This is a genomic window from Nonomuraea endophytica, from assembly GCF_014203235.1.
Taxonomy (GTDB): domain Bacteria; phylum Actinomycetota; class Actinomycetes; order Streptosporangiales; family Streptosporangiaceae; genus Nonomuraea; species Nonomuraea endophytica.
In genome coordinates this window covers 184,565-205,851 of the sequence record NZ_JACHIN010000017.1, presented here as the reverse complement: position 1 = coordinate 205,851, position 21,287 = coordinate 184,565, and the positions used below count along the sequence as shown (strand labels likewise).

The following is a 21,287-nucleotide window of genomic DNA, read 5'->3' as shown; positions in this document are numbered from 1 at the left end:
TGCCGGGGGGGGTGGGGGGGTTGCCCGGCGGGGGGGGCGCCCGGGCCCCCGGGCCTGAGGGGGGCTGTGGGGTCAATGGGGGGGGGCCCGGCCCCCGGGGGGGGGGCCCGCCGCCGCCGGTCGTGGTTACTTGCGCTTGTTGACCTCTTCGGTCAGCTGCGGCACGACCTGGTGGAGGTCGCCCACCACGCCGTAGTCCGCGAGCTCGAAGATCGGCGCCTCGGGGTCCTTGTTGATCGCGACGATGGTCTTCGCGGTCTGCATGCCGGCCCGGTGCTGGATGGCGCCGGAGATGCCCGCCGCCACGTACAGCTGCGGCGAGACGGTCTTGCCGGTCTGACCCACCTGGAACTGGTGCGGGTACCACCCGGCGTCCGTCGCGGCGCGGGAGGCGCCCACGGCGGCGCCGAGCGCGTCGGCCAGGCCCTCGATGACCGAGAAGTTCTCGGCCGAGCCCACGCCGCGGCCGCCGGAGACCACGATGGCGGCCTCGGTCAGCTCGGGGCGCGCGCCCTTCTCCTGCTTGACCCGGTCGACGACCTTGGCCGCGCGGGCGGCGTCGGACAGCGCGACCGCGACCTCCTCGACGGCGCCGGCGCCCGCCGCGGCCACGGGGGCCGTGGAGTTGGGGCGAACGGCGACGATCGGGGTGCCCTTGGCCACCTTCGACTTGACGTTGACGCCACCGCCGAAGATCGACTGGTCGGCCACGAAGCCGTCGCCGAGGCCGACGGCGTCGGTGATGACGCCGGAGTCGGTCTTGACGGCGAGGCGGCCGGCGATCTCCTTGCCCTCGGCCGTCGCGGCGACCAGGACGGCGGCGGGCGCGGCCGAGGAGACCAGCTGCGCGAGCAGTTCGGCCTTCGGGGCCACGACGTAGTCCACGATCTCCCGGGCGGAGGCGTTGTAGACCTTGTCGGCGCCGTACTCGGTGAGCTTGGCCGTGGCGGCGTCGCTCAGGCCGGGACCTGCCCAGACGGCCGACGGGGAGCCGAGGGACTTGGCCAGGGTCAGCAGCTCGAGCGTGACCTTCTTGACCTCGCCGTCGACGTGTTCGACCAGAACGAGAATTTCCGACATATCAGCAAAACCCCCGTTCTCAGATGAACTTCTTGGACGCGAGGAAGTCGGCGGCCTTCGCGCCACCGTCGCCCTCGTCCTTGACGATCGTGCCGGCCGCGCGGGGCGGGGCCGCGGCGAAGTCCACGACCTCCGACCAGGCGGCGCCGAGGCCGACCTGACCCGCGTCGGCGGAGATGTCGGCCACGCCGAGCGTCTCGACCGGCTTCTTCTTGGCCGCCATGATGCCCTTGAAGGACGGATAGCGCGGCTCGTTGATCTTCTCGACCACGGAGACGACGGCCGGCAGCGTGGCCTCGACCTTGTCGTAGCCGTAGTCGGTCAGGCGCTGGATCGTGATCGAGGAGCCCTCGACGTCGACCTTGTTGGCCAGCGTGAGCTGCGGCGCGCCGAGGCGCTCCGCCAGCATCGCGGGCAGCACGCCGGTACGCGCGTCGGTGGACTCGGAGCCGAGGATGACCAGGTCGAACCCGATCTTCTTCAGCGCCTGCGCCATCGCGTAGGAGGTCGAGAGCGCGTCCGAGCCACGCAGGGCGTCGTCGGTCAGGTGGACCGCCTTGTCGGCGCCCATGGCCAGGGCCTTGCGGATGGTCTCGGTGGCCTTGCCGGGGCCCATGGTGAGGACGGTGACCTCACCGCCATGGGCCTCCTTGAGTTTCAGCGCCTCCTCGACCGCATACTCGTCAAGCTCGTTCACCACGCCGTCGACGGCGTCACGGTCGAGCGTCTTGTCATCGGACCGCAGCTTGCGCTCGGTCGCCGTGTCGGGAACCTGCTTCACGCAGACGACGATGTTCATGGCCGGTGGCCGACCTCCCGTATTCGCCGGATAGCTCGGTAGAAAGCTCGTGCGGTGTCCAGAGTGCCAGGCGCCAGGGGTGGACCGCGTCGGCGGGTCACCCCTCGCTTCTGAGTTGCTATGTTACCCATGAGTAGCTTGAGGGCAAACTCGCAGGTGGCCCCAGCTTACCGAACTTTGTTCCAGAGTCCGGCTATGGGGTGGATCGGGAAATGTGATCAGGCCGACATGAGGAAGACCACACCGGCCACCAGCGCGGTGCCGGCGAAGATGGCCAGAGTCATCGGGCTGAAGAACGTGCTCAGCCCGAACCACAACGCCCCCGTCCCCGCGATCGTCGCCAGGTCGGCCACCATCCTGCGGTTCTTGAACGGCCGCCGCGAGACCAGCGCCACCCCCACGTCGGCCACGATCGCCAGCGCGAAGGCCGACAGCAGGAACAGCGACACCTCGGGCAGCGGCTCACGCGCCGCCGCTGCCAGCAGCGACACGAACAGCCCCGACCCGATCACCCACCGCCTGCGCACCTTCTCCCGGTGCAGCGCGCGCTCCAGGTCCACGTTCCGCCGGCCGCCTGGCTGCCATTCGCGGGTGGGCTCGGCGTGCGGATCGGCCACCAGGACGGGCGGCCGTGCCGTACCGGATGACGGGTTGCGGGGGTGACTGCCGCGCGGGGCCGGGGTGGCGCCCAGCACGGCGCAGATGCGCGCGGCCGTCGGCCGCGCGGCGGGGTCGCGCGCGAGACACTCGCGCAGGAGCGGGGCCAGCCACTCCGGCACGCCGTCGAGGTCGGGCTCGTGATGGACCACCCGGTAGGCGACCGCGGAGGCAGGACCTTTCCCGTACGGCTCCCGCCCCGTCGCGGCATAGGCCAGGGTGGCGCCGAAGGAGAACACGTCGGCCTCGATCCCGGCCTCGCGCCCCTCAAGCAGCTCCGGTGCGAGATAGCCGGGCGTCCCGATCACCGCGCCGGAGGCGGTCACCGAGAGGGAGTCGAGCGCGAGCGCGATCCCGAAGTCGATCACGACAGGCTCGCCGTCGGCCATCATCACGTTGGCCGGTTTGAGGTCACGATGGGTCACGCCCGCCTCGTGCATGGCCGACAGCGCCTCGGCCAGCCCGGAAGCCAGCAGCCGCAGATCGGCGACCGGCACCGTGACGGCGGACAGCGGCTTGCCCTGCACGTATCTGGTCACCAGATAGGGCCGTTCGCCGTCTAAGGAGGCGTCCAGCACCTCGGCCACCCGCGGCCCGCGCACCCGCCGCATCGTCTCGACCTCACGCGCCAGCCTGGTCAGCGCGGCGTCGTCGGCGGCCACGTGCGGATGCAGGATCTTGACCGCCACCGTCCGGCCCTCGGTGTCGAGCGCGAGATGCACCTCGCCGAACCCGCCCGCTCCGAGCCGGGACAGCAAGCGGTACGGCCCCAGCTGCTCGCTCATACCCATCCTTTCCCCCGGTGGCGTGGACGGGACACTCAGGACCAGGGTGACAAGAATCCCAGGCCGGACTTCTTGAGCAGATCGTCGGCCAGGCCGGTGAGGAGGCTGACGGCGCCGTCTTGAGCTTGGGCGGTCAGGCGGTCGATGACTTCGGAGGGAGGCTCCCAGGGGGTCCAGACGGTCTTCTGACTGAAGGCGAACAACACCGCCAGCAGGGTCAGGGTGCCGACGGCCACCGTGGCGACCAGGGCGGCGCCCGGCGTGCGCAGCACGCTCGTCAGGCTGCGGGTCACGGCCTTGCGCGGCGCGCCGCCGCCCGGCAGGACGAACAGGCCGAGCGTGAAGGCTCCGGCGGCGTAGGCGGCGGACGCGTTGATGCTCATGCCGCCGCCCCAGCGCAGGATGCCCCAGACGATCGCGCCGAAGGCCAGGGCCAGCGGCACGTGCACGAGCGTCATCAGCGCGGCCTTCACCAGCGCCCACGGGGTGCCGACGATCGCCAGCAACGCGTCGGCCGAGCTGCCGCCGCCGCGCGCCCGGCGCCGGTTGACCATCTCGCCGAAGAGATACTCGCCGACGCGCAGCACCACCGCGAGCGCGATGGCGACCGCGCCGACGGTGACCGGGACCATGACCGTCATCGCGGTCAGCCCCACGAGCAGCAGGAACCCGACGAGCTGGCTGCCGACGACGAAGCGCTTGCGCTCCCCCGGCGGCGTGTACGGCCTGGCCTGCGTCTGCGGCGCGGGCGGAGGCGTGTAGGGACGCACCTGGGGCGGCGCCGGATATCCGGCGACCCGCTGGTCGGTGCGCGGCAGCGGCGCCGGCACGTAAGGCGGCGGCGTGGGGGTCCGCGGCGCGGGCGGAGGCTTGGCCACCCGCTGCTTCTCCACCCTCGGTGGCTTGGAGTATTCGACCGGCGGCAGCAGGTCGGAGTAGTTGTCACCGGCCGGCAGCACGCGCGTGCCCGACGAGGGCGGCGGCGCGGTGGGCACCTCGTGGAAGGCGGTCCTGGTCGGGTCGAGCTGCCTGGCCATCCGCAGCAGCTCCTGGGCGCCGGGCCGCGAGCGGGCGTCGACCTGCAGCGCACGGCTCAGCCAGCCGCGCAGCCACATCGGCGCCTTGTCGAGCTGGGCCCGGCCTTCCATGATGTTGAAGCAGACCGCCTCGAACGTGCCCGTGCCGAACGGCGGCGCGCCCGTGGCGGCGAAGAAGACGGTGGAGGCCAGCGCGTGCACGTCGGCCGCCTGGGTGATCTCCGAGTCGCGGATGATCTCGGGCGCCAGATAGCCCGGCGTGCCGACGAACATCCCGGTCTGGGTCAGCCGCGTGGCGTTGACCAGGTGCGCGATGCCGAAGTCGATGACCAGCGGCTCCCCGCCCACGAGCATGACGTTGGAGGGCTTGAAGTCACGGTGGATCACGTCGGCCGCGTGGATGGCCACGAGCGCCTGGCAGAGGCCGCGCGCGAGCCGTACCAGCTCGTAGTCACGCAGCGCCCCGTCGGCGAGGACGGTGTCCTCCAGGGTGCGGCCCGGCGCGAACCGGGTCACGACGTACGGCTGTCCGCCCACGAGCTCGGCGTCGAGCACCTCGGCCACGTGCGAACTGCGCACGCGCCGCATGGTCTCGACCTCGCGGGTGAGCCGGTCGCGCGCCTTGAGGTCGGCGGCGACGTGCGGGTGCAGGACTTTGATGGCCACCTGGCCGCCGTCGGCGTCCATGCCCAGGTGGACCACGCCCATGCCGCCCTCGCCGATCTTCCTGACCAGCCGGTACGGCCCGAGCCGCTCTGGAACCTGCGTATTCATCGCCTGGCTCCCTGCATCATCCCCCCGACTTCGACAGTTTCCCGAGCTGATCTTCCAGCTGCGAGACGTTCACTGGTGTCCATACTGCGCGCAAATTCGGCGACGTGCCGAAAGTAGCGATGGCGAGCACCAGTGAAAGCGCGGCGCCCGCCGCGAGCACCCCGGCCATCACCATGGCCGCTGTCCTTGAGGGTACGAGGGATGAGAGGGTCCTGCGCATCTGACGGCCAGGTCCCTCGACGCCGGGACCGGCGCAAATGGTCCAGATGGCGACAGCGGCGCCCCAGGCCAGCGCGTTCCCCGCGGTGCTCCTGCCCAGCACCGTGAGCAGAAGGGTGACCGGCAGACCGAGGATGGCGGCGTACAGGCCCAGTGCCAGCGTGATCCCCGCCGACTTGACCAGCGCCTTCGGGTGGCTGAAGACGCGCAGCACGTCGAGCGCGGCGGCGCCGGTGGAGCGGCGCGCGCTCAGCTCGGGCTGGGCCAGGTCGGCGGCGCGCAGGAGCAGGGCGGCCGGGAGCGCCACCAGGGCCACCAGGACCGGGGCGAGCGCTGCCAGGACGATCATGATGATCAGGAGCATCGCGCCGGCCACGCCATAGGCGCGGGACCGCTGCAGGAGCTGTCCAGGACGCACGCCCGGGATGTACGGCTCGCGGCGCGTGGCCGGGTCCTGCGGATATTGCTGATGCGGCGGCGCCTGCACCGGGACGTAGGGCGGCGGCTCGGAGCGCACCCGAGTCGTCGGCACGTCGCCCTCGCGCGGAGGGGGCGGGTAGCTGTTGTGCCAGCCCTGCTGACCCGGCCACGGCACGCTGGGGGCGCCGCCGCCGTCCTGCATCTGGCGCAGCTCTTCCGGAGTGACCCTGCGGGTGGGCCACGGGTCGCCCTGGGCGGGAGTCTGCTGGTAGCCGGGCGGGGGCGCGCCGTGCTGCGGCGGCCCCTGCGCTCCGGACGCGGCGTGCGGGGTCGGCTGGCCGTGCTGGGGAGGCGTGGTGACGTGCGGCGCCTGTCCCTGGCGCGGGCCCGAGGCGCCGGGCGGCGCTTGACCGTGCTGCGGACCCGAGGCGGCCGGCGGGGCCTGGCCGTGTTGCGGGCCCGACTGGCCGGAGGCTGCGGGTGGGGTCTGGCCGCCGTTCTGGGGGCCGTTGGGGAGCAGGGAGACGTACTGCTGAGGCGGCTGGCCCGGGGCCTGGGATTCGCCGGAGCGGTCCGTGCGGGGAACGGTCGAGATCTCGTCCGGGATGGACCTGGACGACTTGGGCAGCAGGCGCGCGGTCTGCTCCGCCAGCTCGGCCGCCTTGGGCCGCTTGGCGGGGTTGCGCTGGAAGGCCGCCTTCAGCAGCGGCTGCAGCACCGCCGGCGCCGCGCTCACGTCGGCCTTGCCCGCGGTGATGTTGTAGAAGATCATCTCCAGCGTGCCCTTGCCGAAGGGCGGCAGGCCGGTGCCCGCGAAGAGCAGCGTGCCCGCCCAGGCGTGCACGTCGACCTCAGGCCCCGCCTCCTGGCCCTCGATGATCTCGGGCGCGAGGTAGCCGGGCGTGCCGATGAACATGCCGGTCTGGGTCAGCCGGGTGGCGTCGACCGCCTGGGCGATGCCGAAGTCGATCAGCACCGGCTGGCCGTCGAGGATGAGCACGTTGCCCGGCTTGAGGTCGCGGTGGATCACGCCCACGGAGTGGACGGCGGACAGCGCGGAGGCCACGCCGTGCGCGACCGCGAGCAGCGCGGGCAGCTCCAGCGGGCCGTCGTCCCTGACGATCTCGTCGAGGGCGCGCCCGGCGACGTACCTGGTGACGATGTAAGGCCGATGACCCGTGACGTCGGCGTCGAGCACCTCGGCGATGTACTTGCTGCGCACCCGCCGCATGGTCTCGACCTCGCGCGAGAGCCGCCGCCTGGCGACCTCGTCGCCGGCGACCTCGGCACGCAGGACCTTGACCGCCACCTGCCGACCATGCTGATCGACAGCGAGGTGGACAACGCCCATTCCGCCTTCACCGAGCCGCCTGAGCAGCCGGTAAGGGCCAAGTCGGTCATCGTTCATGGCATGAAGCACCATACCGGCTTAATCCCCGCCCACGAGATGAACCATGGGGCCACATTCCCACTCGTACAACGTCCGGATCAGCCCCATCGGTTTCCCATCCAACGGTCTCGAATACGTCTCAGTGTCTAATGGTCGCGTCCGCTCTGACCTTCGTTGGCATCGTTCCTCGCTCTCTACGGTCAGAGCTCCTACGCTCAGTGTCTAATGGTCGCGTCCGCTCTGACCTTCGTTGGCATCGTTCCTCGCTCTCTACGGTCAGAGCTCCTACGCTCAGTGTCTAATGGTCGCGTCCGCTCTGACCTTCGTTGGCATCGTTCCTCGCTCTCTACGGTCAGAGCTCCTACGCTCCAGTGGCCAGGTCGAGCACCTCAGCGCCCTTGAGCCCGGCCAGCAGCGCCCCGGAGACGGCGAGCTTGGACCTGCGCACGCCGCTTCCGATGACGACCCTGTTATGCGATGCCACGTTCGAATCAACCAGGATAGGCCAGTCCGCCGGCAGTCCGAGCGGGGTGATGCCGCCGTACTCCATGCCGGTCAGCTCGACCGCCTCGGCCATCGGCGCGAAGCTGGACTTGCGGACGTCGAGACGCTTGCGGATGACGCCGTTGACGTCGGCCCGCATGGTCGCCAGCACCATGCACGCCGCGTACCGCACCTCACCGCCCCGCTTTCCCGCCACGATCACGCAGTTGGCCGACTCGTCGAGTGCCACGCCGTACTTCTCACAGAACGCGGCGGTGTCGGCCAGGCCGGGGTCGATCGCGGCCACGTGGACGTCGTCGTCAGCGAGCGCGCGGACCGCCTCGGCCACCGGGCCGGCGAGGAGCTCGGTGTGTGTCGCCGCGGGCTGCCAGTGCAAAGTCTCTTCCATCCTCAGGACCTTACGCCCGCCGTCACTAGGGTGACTGCAGCACTCGTTGATGCAGCTGGGTGACGGCGTTGCGCGCGGACTCCATGGCCCCCGCCTGCCAGGCGATCAGGTGGGTGAGCCAGTCACCCGCGAAGTAAACCCTTCCGCTGGGGCGTTGCAGAAGAGTGAAGGACGAATCAAAGGCGGGCCAGCGGGCCCATCCGCCCTGGATGTGCGGCTGGCGTTCCCAGGCTACGGAGACGTCGGACAGCAGCTCGGCCCGGTACTTCTCGCCGTGGATCTTCTTGCCCTGGGTGATGGCCCGGCGGCGGCGGTCCTCGGGGGTCAGGGCGCCGTACAGCTCGGCCTGCTCGTCGCTGGTGTAGTAGCCGACGACGAGGCCGCGCGGGGAGTGGTAGCCGTGGGAGGGGTACCAGATGTGGGTGATGTCGAGGTCGGTCTCGGTGATGCCGCCGTAGATCCGGTCGTCGATCTCCCACCAGCGCCGGCCGTACTCCAGGCCGATCTTGCCCGCCGCGACCGGGACGGGGCGCTTCAGGGCGGCGGTGACGTCGGCGCCGAGGTTGTGCGTCATCTTGGCGAGGATGTGCGGCGGGAGGGTGGCCAGGCAGTAGTCGGCGGTGAGGGCGCCGCCGTTCCAGGTGACCTGGACGTCCTTCTCGCGGGTGGTGATGGCGGTGACCTGGACGCCGGTCCTGATGCGTTCGGGGCCGACGGCGGCGGTCAGCGCCTTGACGATGGCGTCCATGCCGCCGACCGGCTGGAACATGGGGGTGGCCTGTTCGTAGCCGAAGTCGTTGGTGATGGCGCGGCCGGTGGCGGCGGCGAGCACCTGGTGGAGGGAGCCGGGCGGGTCGAGCTGGATACCGTTCTGGGTGGCCGGATATTTCACGAATCCGCGGCGGGCCGAGCCGTTGTAGTCGTAGGCCGGGCCGAGGTCGCCGAAGCGGCGCAGGAACTCCAGCAGCCGTTCCTTGTCGTCCTTGGTGAGCTTGCGGTTGAGCTGGCCGACATTTGTGGCTTTGGCGAGGAGTTCGGCGATATATCCGTACATGTCGGCGCGGGCGGCCTTCGCCCGGACCGTCCTCCCGTTGGTGTGCACGAACGCGTTGGCGTTGTTGTTGATGAACGCCTCGATCGGGATGCCCAGCTCACGGCAGTAGTCCATGGTGACCATCCACGGCGCGATCCGCCCGGGCCCGGCGTTGAAGTACACGCCCTCCCCGAACCGCACATCCTGCGCGGGCCCGCTCGTCTCAGTCACCCGGTCCCCGCCGCGCAACGTCAGATTCCGCCCACCCGCCTGCCCCCGGGCCTCCAGCAACGTGCAGTCGTACCCGGCCTTGCCCAGCTCGTACGCGGCCGTCAGCCCGGCGACCCCCGCCCCGATGATCACCACTTTGGCCGAAGCCCTGCCCCGCAGCGTGAAGTCACTGGGCGACGGCGGCGTGAACGCCTTCTCCTGCTCATCAGGCGCGAGCCCCAGCGCCCCCATCGCCGCGTACATCGCCCCCGCTCCCCCGGCCGCGCCGATCCCGACCAGGAGCCCACGCCGGGTGACGGTGTTCATCTGAATCTCCTAAGCGTGGAGTCCCCCGACTTCAGGCGGGAGGAGGACACGCGACACGGCGCCACGAATCGAACACAAGTATGATTCTTGGATGTTCGTGCGATAGATTGTGGGCGGTGGCGCAGATCGTGAAGCGAGCCGACAAATATCGCTTCTACCCAACCCCCGAACAGGCCGGAGAGCTTGCCCGGACGTTCGGCCGCGTTCGCCTCATCTACAACAAGGCCCTCGCTGAGCGGACCCGCGCCTACACCATCGAAGGGCGTCGCGTCTCCTACGTGGAGTCCTCGGCCCGCCTGACGGAGTGGAAGCGTAGCGGCGAGTTTGACTTCCTGCTCGAGGTGTCGTCCGTCCCGCTTCAGCAGGCTCTTCGCCATCTGCAGACGGCGTTCGCGAACTTCTTCGCCAAACGGGCCAGGTACCCGGCGTTCAAGTCGCGCAAGAAGTCCCGCGCGTCGGCGGAGTACACGCGCAGCGCGTTCCGCTGGCGCGACGGCACGCTGACGCTGGCCAAGATGGACGCCCCGCTCGCGATCGTGTGGTCGCGAGCGCTGCCGGAGGGCGCGGAGCCGTCCACGGTGACGGTGTCGAAGGACCCAGCGGGACGCGGGTTCGTCTCGATGCTGGTCGAGGAGAAGATCGAACCACTGCCGCCGGTGGCGGAGACGGTCGGCGTCGATGCGGGCATCACTGCCCTGGCCACGCTCTCCACCGGAGAGAAGATCGTCAACCCGCGCCGTGAACGGGCCGACCGTCGCAAGCTCGCCAAGGCCCAGCGGTCGCTGGCTCGCAAACAGAAGGGCTCGGCCAACCGGGCCAGAATCCGTCTGCGGGTGGCCAGGGTGTACGCCCGGATCGCCGACCGCAGGCGGGATCACCTGCACAAAGTCACGACACGGCTTGTTCGCGAGAACCAAGTGATCGCCGTGGAAGGCCTGACCGTCCGTGACATGGTCAAGAACCACAGCCTGGCCCGCGCCATCTCTGACGCGTCCTGGCGGGAGTTGCGGGCCATGCTGGAGTACAAGGCGCGGTGGTATGGCCGGACGCTCGTGGCGGTGGACCGCTGGTTCCCCTCCTCGAAGCTGTGCTCGGCTTGCGGGACCCTGCGCCACACGATGCCGCTGAACGTCCGGGAATGGGAATGCGCCTGCGGCGCCGTCCACGACCGCGATGTGAACGCGGCCAGGAACATCCTCGCCGCCGGGCCGGCGGAGAGCTGAAACGCCTGTGGAGCCGGCGTAGGACCTCAGGGGCGCAAGCTCGGCGGGCGGCTGGTGGTGAAGCAGGAACCCCAACCCGCGAGGGTGGGAATCCCCCGGCTTCGGCCGTGGAGAGGAAGTCAACCGTAGGGACCGCTGCCGCAGGCGACCTGGCCGCCGATGGTCGCGAACAGCCCGAACAGCGCCATGATCTGGGTGAAGTCGTCGGTCGTGAACTCGATGTGGCGCGTCCCCGCCGCCTTCACGCCGGGGATCAGCGCGACGGCCGCCGCGATGGCGGTGGAGTTCCACTCCACTCCCAGCGTGTACGGCGCCGCCACCGCATAGGGCGTGAAGTCCGCGACCCGGCTCAGCGCCCGCTCCGTGGCCTCGCGGATCCTGGCCTGGGCCACGCTCGGCGGCAGCAGTTCGGCGGAGAACTTGTCGATGCCCTTCTTGACCGCGACCGTCTCGACGTCGCCGAGCAGTTCGCGCGCCTCCTCGCCGACCGCCTCGTCCCCGGCGACCAGCACCACCGGCACCCCGTGGAACCCGGCGCACGCGGCAACGATCCTGGTCTCGCCGCAGACCTCGCCGTTGAGGTAGACGTTCTGGATCTCCTTGCCCATCCAGGTGTGGTTGAGCACGCCGTGCGGCACTCCGGCCATGGCGTGGTAGCCGACGAAGCAGGCGGCCTGGAAGGAGGCGTCGAGTCCCTGGGCCATCCGCTGCGACTTGCCCGGCCCCCTGATGAGCGTGGCGCGCGGGTCGAGCAGGTCGATGCGCAGGTTCTTCGTGGACCCGTGCGCGTCGTTGACCAGCACGTTCGTCGCCCCGGCCGCGAATGCTCCCTCGATGGCCGCGTTGGCGTCGGCGGTCATGAGCTCGCAGCCGCGTTCGTAACCGCGCTTGCCCGCGTGCATCTCCTCCGGGTCGGTCAACCCGGTCACGCCCTCCATGTCGACCGACAGGTAGACCTTCACGATCCCCATTCCTCCACGCGCCGTGCCTCGCCGGGGGTCATCAGCCCGGCGTTCTCCGCCATGAACGCACTCGCCGGCTCACGCCACGGCTCGGGGATCTCGGCCAGGGCGGGCGGGTAGCAGTGCTCCAGCCAGCTCGTGGACTCCTCCGTGGCGTCGAAGTAGTCGAGGGCTCCGGCAAGTATGGAGCTTTCCACACCGGGGATGCGGGCCAGGCCGTACTCGATCATCTCCATGCCGCCGTAAGGCGGCTTGCGCAGCCACTTGCGCACCACGGCGCGGTCGGCGGTGAGCGGCGTGTCGAGGGGCCGCCGCTCCACGGCGGCCTGGATGATCTCCTTGTAGAAGCATTTCCCGCAGGTACGGCAGGGCCCGTCGGCGCCCTGGAGGCACCAGCGGACCTGGGCCCTGAGCGGGGAGCCGAGCGCCAGCCGCATCGTCACGGCCTCGCTGACCCCGCCGACCGGCAGCACGATGGGCACCCCGGCGGCGGCGAACAACCGGCCCCACGCCCCGTGCGGCGCCCACATCGGGTTGTCCGGCGTGAACCGCAGCAGATACCTGTCACCGCCCAGCCACCGGGAGCCGAGCTCGTAGCCGAACGCCAGCCCGCCGAGGTCCATCCGGTCGGCCAGCAGCAGCGCGCCCGCCGCGACGGCGTGGTGCTCCGGGTAGCCGGGGCGCGGCTCGGCGAGCGTGAACTCCAGGTCGGAGGTGACCGTGGTCAGCTCGCGGCCGGTCTTCTTCGCCAGGTCGGCCAGCACGTCGGAGCGGTAGTGGGTCCACCGGTTGGGCACCCTCGGGTGCGGCACCCGCCTGAAGTGCACGAACGGCGCCTCGGGGAAGATCGCCGCGGCCGCGACCGAGTCGGCGCCGCCGCTGTAGGAGATCGCCAGCGTCCGGCCCTGGGTCCTGGGCGGCCCGCCGACCGGGCCCGCCTCGATCCCCCAGCCGTCGTGCAACGCCTGGGCCACCTCGGCGGAGACGGGCCGGTCGAAGGTGATGCGCCTGCGCGTCCAGGGCGCGACGACCGACCAGGCGGCCACCGCGAACAGGTCGGGGTGCGCGTCGTCCGGCACGCCGCCGAACGCGCACGTGCTGGTCCTGAGCTTGACCGGGTGCTCGTCGGCCGCCCTGCCGGTGATCTCGTCCTCGGGGTCGAGGCGGAAGGCCAGCTCGGCGCCGTCCCAGGCGACCTTCACGAGCGCTCCTTGAGCCCGTCGATCGCCTGCCAGACCAGCACCTCGTTCTGCAGGACGTGGTCGAGCGCGTCCGCCGTCTCCTTGGACAGCCGCTGCGCGTCACCGGTCCTGGAGGTGAGCTGCCTGACCTCCTGCTGGAGGGTGACGACCTCGCGCCGGAGCGTCTGGACCTCCCAGAGGGCGTCCTTGATGTCCTGGCGATGATCCGCGACCGAGATGTATCGGGAGTCGAACCAGCCACGTACCGCCCTACGCAGCCGTACAGGAACCAGGACGCGCATCATGAACGGTCACCATACCGGCATCAGCCCTCATATTCGGCGGTTCTACCAGGCTTCTGCCAGATCACCGAGTACCGGCGCAGCAGGTGCCGTCTGTACCGCGATCCGGGCAGCAACCGCCGGGCCTTTTGCCGTACTTGCCGATATCCCATCTGGACGTCGGCGGCGGGCATCCCCCTCGGCCCGCGGGCCCGTCGCAGCTTCTTGATCACCCATACGGCGGGCAGCCCCGGGATCCTGACCAGCCAGTCCGCGAAGGTGACGTCGCGGGCCAGCCCGACCACCACCAGCGTGCCGCCGGGACGCAGCAGCTCGCGCATCCTGACCAGGGCTGCCTCGAAGTCCATGTGGTGGATCGTGGACACCGAGCAGATGAAGTCGAACCCCTCCAGCGGCAGGTCGGCGGCGAGGAAGTCGGCCTCCAGGAGAACGACGTCCCGGCCGGTCCGCTCCCGGGCGCGGGCGATCATCTCCGGCGAGGTGTCGACGCCGGTGACCCGCTCGGCCCTCTCGGCCAACTTCGCCACGAGCAGGCCGTCCCCGCAGCCGACGTCCAGCGCCTCAGCGCACCCTTGCGGCACCTCACGCAGAATGCCGGGATGGCGGGCGATATTGGTGTTCCAGTACGTCTGGGCTGCCGGCTCGTGGGTCAAGGGGTCTTCGTTCCTTTCGCGGTGTGCCTCGACGCGATTTCACCGGTCTGGTAAGCCTGAGAAAAGGACGCTGGACAAGCGGTCGAGGTGATCTTCGATGCGTCATGGGCGATTAAACGCACTGGCAGCAGGAGCGGTCGTTCTCCTTTCCGGACTGAGCCTGTACGCGGCTCCCGCCAATGCCACCGGCCCCGTCGGGGGCAGTTCACGCGAGGCGAGCGCCTTCGGCTGCACGGTGAAGGCCGTGGTCAGCTGGAACACGAACGCGAACCGATACACCTACCGAGGCTTCGGATCCTGCGCCAAGACCCGCAAGATGCGCATCTGGTGTTTCCCCGTTCACCGCCATTGGAACGGCATCTCGGCGACCTGGCATTCTCACACCGGCTACGAGATCCGCCAGGGCCCGAACGTCACGAAACGCGTGGACACCGGCGCCTCGACGATCAGCGGCGGAAACGAGAACACCTACAAAATCAACTGCAAGATCGAACTCGACGGCACCTTCTGGATGCGCGTGAAGGTAGAGACCGCCCCCTTCCACCTTTAGCGCCTCAGGGCTGCCAGGAGGGTGCGGTGCAGGGCCGCGAGGTCTGCCGCCATGTCGATGTCCGGTTCCAGCAGCCATTGGATCTGCAGTCCGTCGAGGGCGGCGATGAGGATCCGGGCGGCCCACTCGCTGTCGATCTGGCCGGCGTCGGTGCCCGGGTCGGGAGTGAGGCCGGGGTCGGCCAGTACGGCCGCGCCCTCCCGGCGGAAACGGGCGTAGCGCTCGGTGAAGAAGTCGTGCGCCGGGTGTTCGGGCTCGGCGGCGGCCGCGGCCACGTCGAGGAAGAGCTTGACCAGGCCCGGCGTGGAGACGTTGTCGGCCAGCATTTTCGCCCCGGCCGGGGGGTCGGTGAGGGCGCTGCCGTACATCTCGGCGCTGATTTTGTCTCTGGCCTCCAGGACGGCGGTCAGCAGGGCCTCGCGGCTGCCGAAGTGGTGCAGGACTCCGGTGTCGGTCATGCCGACCCGCTTGGCGATGTCGCGCACCGACACCTTGCGGCTTCCGGCCTCGGCGTAGATCTCCAGGGCGGCGCGGAGGATCTGCTCTCGTTTGGCCGAGGTCTTGGCGTAGGGGCCCCGTGGTGCGCTCACGCGGAGGATTCTAGCGACACGAAACTATTGAGGTTCAAGGTTTTCGTGGCTACGCTGAGGCGCCATCCACCCCCCACCTGGAAGGACCCAATTCGTGCCTCTTCCTGATGGTTTCCTCTGGGGAGCCTCCACCTCCGCCCACCAGACCGAAGGCGGCAACACCAACAGCGACTGGTGGGTCATGGAGCACGGCTCCACCGGCACCGGCCACATCAAGGAGCCCAGCGGCGACGCCTGCGACAGCTACCACCGCTGGCGCGAGGACATGGACCTGCTGGCCGGGCTCGGCTTCACCGACTACCGCTTCAGCATCGAGTGGGCGCGCATCGAACCGGCGCCCGGCGAGTTCTCCCGAGCGGCGCTCGACCACTACCGCCGCATGGTCGACGGCGCCCGCGAACGCGGGCTGCGGCCCATGCTCACCCTGCACCACTTCAGCACTCCGGCCTGGTTCAGCTGGGGCGCGGCCGAGTCCGCCGAGCTGTTCGCCCGTTATGTCGCGGCGGCCGCCCCCGTGTACGCCGACGGCGTCGAGCACGTGTGCACCATCAACGAACCCAACATGATCGCCACCATGGCCGGGTTGATCCAGCTCCTGACTACGGGCGCAGCCATGCCCGAGGCGGGCCTGCCCGAGCCCGACCCGGCCGTCTCCCAGACCCTCATCGACGCCCATCGCCGCGCGGTCGAGGCGGTCAAGGCCCACGCACCCCACGTGCGCACCGGCTGGACCGTCGCCAACCAGGTCTACCAGCCGCTGCCCGGCGCCGAACACGTCGCCGCCGCCTACTCCCATCCCCGCGAGGACCTCTTCCTCCAGGCCGCGGCGGACGACGACTGGCTCGGCGTGCAGTCCTACACCCGTACCCGCATCGGCCCCGACGGCCCACTCCCCGTGCCCCCGGACGCCGAACGCACCCTGACCGGCTGGGAGTACTACCCGGCCGCGCTCGGTCACGCCCTGCGCCACACCGCCGCCGTCGTCCCCGGCGTCCCGCTGATCGTCACCGAGAACGGCATCGCCACCGCCGACGACACCCGCCGCGTCGCATACACCGGAGCCGCCCTCGCCGGCATGGCCGAGGCGATGGCCGACGGCGTCGACGTGCGCGGCTACTTCCACTGGAGCGCCCTGGACAACTACGAGTGGGGCACCTACGCGCCCACGTTCGGCCTCATCCACGTCGACCGTGAAACGTTCGCCCGCACCCCCAAACCGTCAGCCGCCTGGCTCGGCGCGATCGGCCGCACCCGCGCCCTGCCGTACCAGCCATGAAGGCAGCACGCGTCACCGTCGCCGACCCGTCGCTCCAGCCCGTCGCCGACGTCGTCGCCGCACTCGCGCACCCCCACCCGCCCCTCACCACCGGCCTGCACCTGACCCTCGGCGACGTCACCCGCGCACCGATGGCCGCGGGCGTGCCCATCAGCGGCGGCGACGAGTGCTTCCGCATCACCACCACCCCCACGGCCACCGTCTGCCAGGCCCGCACCCACCAGGGCCTGTTCCGCGCCGCCCTGCACACCAGCCTGTACGGCCCGCCGAAAACCGAGACCGTCGAAGACGGCCCCCGCTACGCCTGGCGCGGCCTCATGCTGGACACCGCCCGCCACTTCTGGACCGTTCCCGAACTGCGCCGGATCATCGACCTGGCGGCCATCCACCGGCTCAACGTCCTGCACCTGCACCTCACCGACAACGAGGGCTGGCGGATCCAGATCCCCGGCCTGCCCCGCCTCACCGCCGGCACCCCGCACTACAGCACCGCCGACTACACCGAGCTGCAACGCTACGCGGCACAGCGGCACGTGGTGATCGTCCCCGAGATCGACCTGCCCGGTCACAGCGCCGCCGCCCTGCGCGCCCACCCCGACCTGGCCGTCCTGCCCGCCCCCACCGGCTGGAACGATCAGCTGCCCATCCCCGTAGCCCTCGACCCCCGCGACCCCGGCACCCGCGACTTCGTCTCCCACGTCCTGACCGAGCTGTGCCGCCTGACCGACGGCCCCTACGTCCACTTCGGCGCCGACGAGGCGTTCGGCATGGACCACACCCTCTACGACCAGGCCGTCACACTGGCCCGCGCCGTCATCCGCGCCGCCGGCAAGGAGCCACTCGGCTGGCAGGAGTCCGCACGCGCCGGACTCGACCCCGGCGACGTCGCGCAGTGGTGGGTCGACCCCGAGATGACCGACCCGTCCACCGAACTCACGGCCCTCGGCCTGACCGGCGACCTCATCGCCACCATCACGGATTTCTTCGCGCCCGCCGCCGACGACCTGGCACGCATCGTCGCGGCCGGTGGACGCGTGCTGCTGTCGCCGCAGTCGCACCTCTACCTCGACCGGCCCTACGCCCCGGCGATCGTCCCGGAAGCACAGCGAGAACGCGCCGCCGGCCTCGGATTCATCTACAAGCCCCGCACCGTCCGGGACATCGCCGGCTGGGACCCCGGCGCGTACGGCCTCGCCGACGAGAACGTGGCCGGAGTGGAGGCCGCCCTGTGGAGCGAGACCCTGCGCGGCTTCGACGACCTGACCACCATGCTGCTGCCCCGCCTGGCCACCATCGCGCGTACCGCATGGACCGGACGGCCCGTCCCCTGGAGCGAACAACGACGCCACCTGGCGGCCGACGGACGCCTCTGGGAGGAACGCGGCCTGACCTTCCTGCGATCCACCGAAATCGACTGGACCTGACCGATGCGCCGGTTGTTCCTGTCCATTCCGTTCGCCAGCGCCGCCGCGCCCCTCGCCTACGCGGTCGCCGCCTACTACCTGCCCCTGCAGGTCCAGGCCATCGACGCCGACGCCAAGATCGAGAACCTGAGCCTCGTCCAGACGCTCAGCGCGGTCGCCGCCATGCTCGCCCAGCCCGTGGTCGGCATCCTGTCCGACCGCACGCGTACCCGGTACGGCGCGCGTACCCCCTGGATGCTGATCGGCGCGGCCATCGGCGCCGTGGGCATGGCCGTCGCGGGGTTGTCCAGCACGATCGCCCACCTCGTCGTGGCCATGATGATCCTGCAGTTCGGCTTCAACGCCTTCCAGGGTCCGCTGTCCTCGATCCTGCCCGACCGCGTCCCCACGGCCCAGCGCGGCCGTTTCTCCACGCTGATCGGGCTCGGCACCGTCCTGGCCGCGCTCCTCGGCCCCGTCCTCGCCTCCGCCTTCGCCGGCCGCATCCCCGTCGGCTACCTCAGCGTCACGGGCCTCGTCCTGCTGACCATCGTGATCTTCCTCGCGCTCAACCCGGACCGCGACAACCGGCACACCCCCAGGCCACCGCTGCCCGCCCGCGCCCTCGTCCGGGCCTTCTGGGTCAACCCGGTACGCCACCCCGACTTCTTCTGGGCCTTCCTCGGCCGCATCCTCATCTTCGGCGGCTTCGCCATGACCAACACCTTCCAGCTGTACATCGCCCAGGACCACATCGGGCTCACCCTCGACGAAGCCGCGCGCCTGGTTCCCCTCATCGGCCTGGCCGGGCTGCCCGGGTTCCTGCTGGCCATCGGGTTGTCCGGGCCGCTGTCCGACAGGCTCGGCAGACGCAAACCGCTCGTGCTGGCCGGAGGGCTCATCATCGCCGCCTCCGCGCTCTTCCCCGTGCTCTGGCCCACCGTGACCGGGCTGATCGTCTCCGCGGTCGTCCTGACGATCGGGTTCGGCACGTTCATCTCCGTCGACATGGCGCTGGTCTCCGAGGTGCTCCCCCGCAAGGACGACTACGCCAAGGACCTCGGCGTCATCAACATCGCCGCCACCCTGCCCACCACCATCGCCCCCGTGGCCGCCGGGACCATCGTCACCGCGTTCGGCGGCTACGGCGCCCTCTACCTGGCGGTCGCCGCCATCGCCGCGCTCGGCGCCATCGCCGTCCTTCCGATCAGGTCGGTGCGCTGAACCCGTATCAGGATCGGCAGGTCGCGCACACGTTCGCCGGTGGCGTGGTGGACGGCGTTGGCGATGGCCGCGATGGTGCCGGTCATGCTCATCTCGCCGATGCCTCGGGAGCCGAGCGGGTTGGAGTACGGGTCGGGTTCGTTGACGAACAGAACGTCGATGTCGGGGATGTCGGCGTTCACCGGCAGCATGTACTCGGCCAGGTTCGGGTTGGCCAGGCGGCCCAGGCGGGCGTCCACGACGCCAGCCTCCAGCAGGGCGGCGCCGGTGGCCATGATCATGCCGCCGATCATCTGGCTGCGGGCGGTGGTCGGGTTGAGCACCCGGCCGCAGTCGAAGGCGCCGCACTGCCCCTGGTCACAGCCCTTTTGGTGCCCGCGAGATCGAGATGTTCCCGGAGGGCGTCCAGCAGCGTGACGCGCGTATCGACCGACAACTCGTGCCGGACACCGTTGACCCGCAGCTCGATCGCTTCGTCCATTTTCCAACCCCCGGCTCCCCCGGGGAAAGGCCATGGCACCTTTGGCGTCGTGCGCCAATTCTCCCCACGTCAGAATTCCCGAGTTACTGGGGAATACTCCCCATATTCCGTTTTGTCGGATTGAGGAGCCATCGTCACCCCCGCCGAGCGCTCCAGCAAGGACACGCTCCTCTGGGGAAATCATGTCTTCCCAGGCCATCGCCGCTTTCTGGCACAGTGGACGGGTGAACAGCGGACCCGCAGGCCACAGCCGCATCTCGTTTCTGCTGGAGTTCGCCCGGCACCCGATGACGGTCGGCGCCGTGACACCGAGCAGCGCCGCCCTGGCCCACGCCATCACCACCCCGATCCCGCACACCGGCGACCCGATCGTCGTCGAACTCGGCGCGGGAACCGGCGCGTTCACCCGAGTGATCCAGCGGCTGCTCGACGGCCGCGGCCACCACATCGCGGTGGAGAGCAACGAACAGTTCGCCCGCCGGCTGGCCGCCCGCTTCCCCGGCGTGGACGTCGTGGCCGTCAGCGCCCAGCACCTGCCCGACGTGCTGGCCCGGCGCGGTCACCTGCCCGCCGACGTGATCGTCAGCGGGCTGCCGTGGGCCGCGTTCCCCCCGGCCAAGCAGCGCGACGTCCTGGCCGCCGTGGTCGGCTCACTCTCCCGGGAGGGCGCTTTCACCACGTTCGCGTACGCACACCTGCGCTGGGCCGCCCCGGCACGCAGGCTACGCCGATCCCTGGAGGCGTCCTTCGAAGAAGTGGTGGTGGGCCGGACCATCTGGGCCAACCTGCCCCCGGCCTTCGTCTACCACTGCCGCCGCCCCACCGAGATCTCTTCGCCTCCTTTGACGTGACGTCAGAACAGCGCGCTCCTGAGCGAGTCGGCGTAGGAGCATGTGGTCAGTTGCCGGTGAACTTGGGTTTGGTCTTTTCGGCGAAGGCGCGCATGCCGACCTTGGCGTCCTCGGTCGCGAACAGGCCGGAGAACTGCAGGCGCTCGATCTCCAGGCCGGTGTCGAGGTCTACCTCCAGGCCCTGGTCCACGGCCTGCTTCGCGGCTCGCAGCGCGATTGTGGGGCCGGCCGCGAAGGTTGAGGCCCATTCCAGTGCCGCCGTGTACACCTGGTCGTCGGCGACCACCTTGTCCACCAGGCCGATCGACAGCGCCTCCTCGGCGGTCACGTGGCGGCCGCTGAAGATCAGGTCCTTGGCCTTGGACGGGCCCACCAGTCTCGGCAGGCGCTGGGTGCCGCCCGCGCCGGGGATGATGCCGAGCAAGATTTCGGGCTGGCCCAGTTTGGCGCTTTCTCCGGCGACTCTGAAGTCCGCGCACAGAGCCAGCTCGCATCCGCCGCCCAGGGCGTATCCGGTGATCGCGGCGATCACCGGCTTGCCGATTCGGGCCACTGCGGTGAAGCAGTCCTGGAGGGTACGGGAGTGGGCGGACATGTCGGCGTAGGACATGTCGGCCATTTCTTTGATGTCGGCTCCGGCGGCGAAGACGCGCTCGCCGCCGTAAAGGATCACGGCCTGCACCACGGGGTCGGCGTCGACCAGGCGGGCCGCCTCGCCGATCTCCTGTTGTACCTGCCCGTTGAGGGCGTTCATCTTTGGACGATCGAGTCTGATCGTCGCGATCCGGTCGGCCACCTCGACACGCACGAACTCACCCATGCCAGGCACGCTACCGGAATCACTCTGCGAAGAAGAGAACCGCCCCTTCCACGCTGTCGCCGACGCGGTAGACCGCCTCTCCCCTCGCCCGCGCCCGGGTCACCCGGCAGCATCACGGTGACGGCGGCGTCGTGGCCGGAGAACTCCA

19 protein-coding genes and 1 pseudogene are annotated in these 21,287 nt (G+C 70.3%); 6 read left to right on the top strand and 14 right to left on the bottom strand.

Going from position 1 to position 21,287, the window contains the following annotated elements:
- Nucleotides 1–126: 126 nt before the first annotated feature.
- From HNR40_RS44705 to HNR40_RS44675, 7 genes are all read right to left on the bottom strand, one after another.
- Nucleotides 127–1,080 (bottom strand): electron transfer flavoprotein subunit alpha/FixB family protein, encoded by a 954-nt coding sequence (locus HNR40_RS44705; protein WP_184972742.1) that lies wholly within the window; start codon nucleotides 1,078–1,080, stop codon nucleotides 127–129.
- A 19-nt stretch (nucleotides 1,081–1,099) separates the two neighbouring features.
- Nucleotides 1,100–1,879, bottom strand: coding sequence for an electron transfer flavoprotein subunit beta/FixA family protein (locus tag HNR40_RS44700; RefSeq protein WP_184972740.1), 780 nt, complete (start codon nucleotides 1,877–1,879; stop codon nucleotides 1,100–1,102).
- 218 nt (nucleotides 1,880–2,097) lie between these two features.
- Nucleotides 2,098–3,321, bottom strand: a complete 1,224-nt coding sequence (locus HNR40_RS44695) for a serine/threonine-protein kinase (protein WP_246510416.1) — start codon at nucleotides 3,319–3,321, stop codon at nucleotides 2,098–2,100.
- 35 nt (nucleotides 3,322–3,356) lie between these two features.
- Complete coding sequence (locus HNR40_RS44690; protein ID WP_184972736.1) at nucleotides 3,357–5,132, bottom strand: serine/threonine-protein kinase; 1,776 nt, start codon at nucleotides 5,130–5,132, stop codon at nucleotides 3,357–3,359.
- Between the two features lie 16 nt (nucleotides 5,133–5,148).
- Nucleotides 5,149–7,179: a serine/threonine-protein kinase gene (locus HNR40_RS44685; RefSeq protein WP_184972733.1), complete on the bottom strand. Its 2,031-nt coding sequence runs from the start codon at nucleotides 7,177–7,179 to the stop codon at nucleotides 5,149–5,151.
- A gap of 343 nt (nucleotides 7,180–7,522) precedes the next feature.
- Nucleotides 7,523–8,053, bottom strand: a complete 531-nt coding sequence (locus HNR40_RS44680) for a YbaK/EbsC family protein (RefSeq protein ID WP_184972731.1) — start codon at nucleotides 8,051–8,053, stop codon at nucleotides 7,523–7,525.
- A gap of 25 nt (nucleotides 8,054–8,078) precedes the next feature.
- Nucleotides 8,079–9,623: a flavin monoamine oxidase family protein gene (locus HNR40_RS44675; protein WP_184972729.1), complete on the bottom strand. Its 1,545-nt coding sequence runs from the start codon at nucleotides 9,621–9,623 to the stop codon at nucleotides 8,079–8,081.
- A gap of 116 nt (nucleotides 9,624–9,739) precedes the next feature.
- Here HNR40_RS44675 and HNR40_RS44670 point away from each other — a divergent pair.
- Nucleotides 9,740–10,975: pseudogene (locus HNR40_RS44670) on the top strand (RNA-guided endonuclease InsQ/TnpB family protein).
- On the opposite strand, the gene HNR40_RS44665 reads toward HNR40_RS44670, so the two are convergent.
- The 4 genes from HNR40_RS44665 to HNR40_RS44650 are packed head-to-tail and all read right to left on the bottom strand — an operon-like array spanning nucleotide 10,966 to nucleotide 13,944.
- Nucleotides 10,966–11,817 (bottom strand): M55 family metallopeptidase, encoded by an 852-nt coding sequence (locus HNR40_RS44665; RefSeq protein ID WP_221341585.1) that lies wholly within the window; start codon nucleotides 11,815–11,817, stop codon nucleotides 10,966–10,968. The pseudogene HNR40_RS44670 and the gene HNR40_RS44665 overlap by 10 nt on opposite strands.
- Complete coding sequence (locus tag HNR40_RS44660) at nucleotides 11,805–13,010, bottom strand: DUF6395 domain-containing protein (protein ID WP_184972725.1); 1,206 nt, start codon at nucleotides 13,008–13,010, stop codon at nucleotides 11,805–11,807. Before HNR40_RS44660 ends, HNR40_RS44665 begins: the two co-directional genes overlap by 13 nt.
- The gene (locus HNR40_RS44655; protein ID WP_184972723.1) at nucleotides 13,007–13,294 is read right to left on the bottom strand and encodes a hypothetical protein; all 288 of its coding nucleotides are present in this window, start codon (nucleotides 13,292–13,294) and stop codon (nucleotides 13,007–13,009) included. Before HNR40_RS44655 ends, HNR40_RS44660 begins: the two co-directional genes overlap by 4 nt.
- Nucleotides 13,295–13,314: 20 nt before the next feature.
- Entirely contained in the window at nucleotides 13,315–13,944 is a 630-nt protein-coding gene (locus HNR40_RS44650; RefSeq protein ID WP_184972721.1) for a class I SAM-dependent methyltransferase, read from the bottom strand.
- Between the two features lie 97 nt (nucleotides 13,945–14,041).
- On the opposite strand from HNR40_RS44650, the gene HNR40_RS44645 reads away from it, so the two are divergent.
- Nucleotides 14,042–14,494 carry a hypothetical protein gene (locus tag HNR40_RS44645; RefSeq protein WP_184972719.1) on the top strand — a complete coding sequence of 151 codons (453 nt, stop codon included), beginning with the start codon at nucleotides 14,042–14,044 and terminating at the stop codon, nucleotides 14,492–14,494.
- On the opposite strand, the gene HNR40_RS44640 is transcribed toward HNR40_RS44645, so the two are convergent.
- Complete coding sequence (locus HNR40_RS44640; RefSeq protein ID WP_312896768.1) at nucleotides 14,491–15,084, bottom strand: TetR/AcrR family transcriptional regulator; 594 nt, start codon at nucleotides 15,082–15,084, stop codon at nucleotides 14,491–14,493. The two genes, HNR40_RS44645 and HNR40_RS44640, sit on opposite strands and share 4 nt — an antisense overlap.
- A 94-nt stretch (nucleotides 15,085–15,178) precedes the next feature.
- Between HNR40_RS44640 and HNR40_RS57645 the strand changes: the two genes are divergently transcribed.
- The 3 genes from HNR40_RS57645 to HNR40_RS44625 are packed head-to-tail and all read left to right on the top strand — an operon-like array spanning nucleotide 15,179 to nucleotide 18,987.
- On the top strand, nucleotides 15,179–16,360 hold the full coding sequence (locus HNR40_RS57645) for a glycoside hydrolase family 1 protein (RefSeq protein WP_312896767.1): 1,182 nt from the start codon (nucleotides 15,179–15,181) through the stop codon (nucleotides 16,358–16,360).
- Nucleotides 16,357–17,784: a family 20 glycosylhydrolase gene (locus tag HNR40_RS44630; RefSeq protein WP_184972717.1), complete on the top strand. Its 1,428-nt coding sequence runs from the start codon at nucleotides 16,357–16,359 to the stop codon at nucleotides 17,782–17,784. Before HNR40_RS57645 ends, HNR40_RS44630 begins: the two co-directional genes overlap by 4 nt.
- Nucleotides 17,785–17,787: 3 nt before the next feature.
- On the top strand, nucleotides 17,788–18,987 hold the full coding sequence (locus HNR40_RS44625; RefSeq protein WP_184972715.1) for an MFS transporter: 1,200 nt from the start codon (nucleotides 17,788–17,790) through the stop codon (nucleotides 18,985–18,987).
- Here HNR40_RS44625 and HNR40_RS53975 read toward each other — a convergent pair.
- Nucleotides 18,918–19,310 (bottom strand): molybdopterin cofactor-binding domain-containing protein, encoded by a 393-nt coding sequence (locus HNR40_RS53975; protein WP_221341584.1) that lies wholly within the window; start codon nucleotides 19,308–19,310, stop codon nucleotides 18,918–18,920. The genes HNR40_RS44625 and HNR40_RS53975 overlap by 70 nt on opposite strands.
- A 382-nt stretch (nucleotides 19,311–19,692) precedes the next feature.
- On the opposite strand from HNR40_RS53975, the gene HNR40_RS44615 reads away from it, so the two are divergent.
- Nucleotides 19,693–20,319 (top strand): class I SAM-dependent methyltransferase, encoded by a 627-nt coding sequence (locus tag HNR40_RS44615; RefSeq protein WP_312896766.1) that lies wholly within the window; start codon nucleotides 19,693–19,695, stop codon nucleotides 20,317–20,319.
- A 46-nt stretch (nucleotides 20,320–20,365) separates the two neighbouring features.
- Here HNR40_RS44615 and HNR40_RS44610 read toward each other — a convergent pair whose 3' ends face one another.
- Nucleotides 20,366–21,139 carry an enoyl-CoA hydratase/isomerase family protein gene (locus tag HNR40_RS44610; protein WP_184972709.1) on the bottom strand — a complete coding sequence of 258 codons (774 nt, stop codon included), beginning with the start codon at nucleotides 21,137–21,139 and terminating at the stop codon, nucleotides 20,366–20,368.
- Nucleotides 21,140–21,287: the final 148 nt, after the last annotated feature.

Coding starts and splice junctions, on each gene's coding strand:
- HNR40_RS44705 (WP_184972742.1), bottom strand. CDS start 1,080: ATGTCGGAAATTCTCGTTCTGGTCGAACACGTCGACGGCGAGGTCAAG.
- HNR40_RS44700 (WP_184972740.1), bottom strand. CDS start 1,879: ATGAACATCGTCGTCTGCGTGAAGCAGGTTCCCGACACGGCGACCGAG.
- HNR40_RS44695 (WP_246510416.1), bottom strand. CDS start 3,321: ATGAGCGAGCAGCTGGGGCCGTACCGCTTGCTGTCCCGGCTCGGAGCG.
- HNR40_RS44690 (WP_184972736.1), bottom strand. CDS start 5,132: ATGAATACGCAGGTTCCAGAGCGGCTCGGGCCGTACCGGCTGGTCAGG.
- HNR40_RS44685 (WP_184972733.1), bottom strand. CDS start 7,179: ATGAACGATGACCGACTTGGCCCTTACCGGCTGCTCAGGCGGCTCGGT.
- HNR40_RS44680 (WP_184972731.1), bottom strand. CDS start 8,053: ATGGAAGAGACTTTGCACTGGCAGCCCGCGGCGACACACACCGAGCTC.
- HNR40_RS44675 (WP_184972729.1), bottom strand. CDS start 9,623: ATGAACACCGTCACCCGGCGTGGGCTCCTGGTCGGGATCGGCGCGGCC.
- HNR40_RS44665 (WP_221341585.1), bottom strand. CDS start 11,817: ATGGGGATCGTGAAGGTCTACCTGTCGGTCGACATGGAGGGCGTGACC.
- HNR40_RS44655 (WP_184972723.1), bottom strand. CDS start 13,294: ATGATGCGCGTCCTGGTTCCTGTACGGCTGCGTAGGGCGGTACGTGGC.
- HNR40_RS44645 (WP_184972719.1), top strand. CDS start 14,042: ATGCGTCATGGGCGATTAAACGCACTGGCAGCAGGAGCGGTCGTTCTC.
- HNR40_RS44630 (WP_184972717.1), top strand. CDS start 16,357: ATGAAGGCAGCACGCGTCACCGTCGCCGACCCGTCGCTCCAGCCCGTC.
- HNR40_RS44625 (WP_184972715.1), top strand. CDS start 17,788: ATGCGCCGGTTGTTCCTGTCCATTCCGTTCGCCAGCGCCGCCGCGCCC.
- HNR40_RS44610 (WP_184972709.1), bottom strand. CDS start 21,139: ATGGGTGAGTTCGTGCGTGTCGAGGTGGCCGACCGGATCGCGACGATC.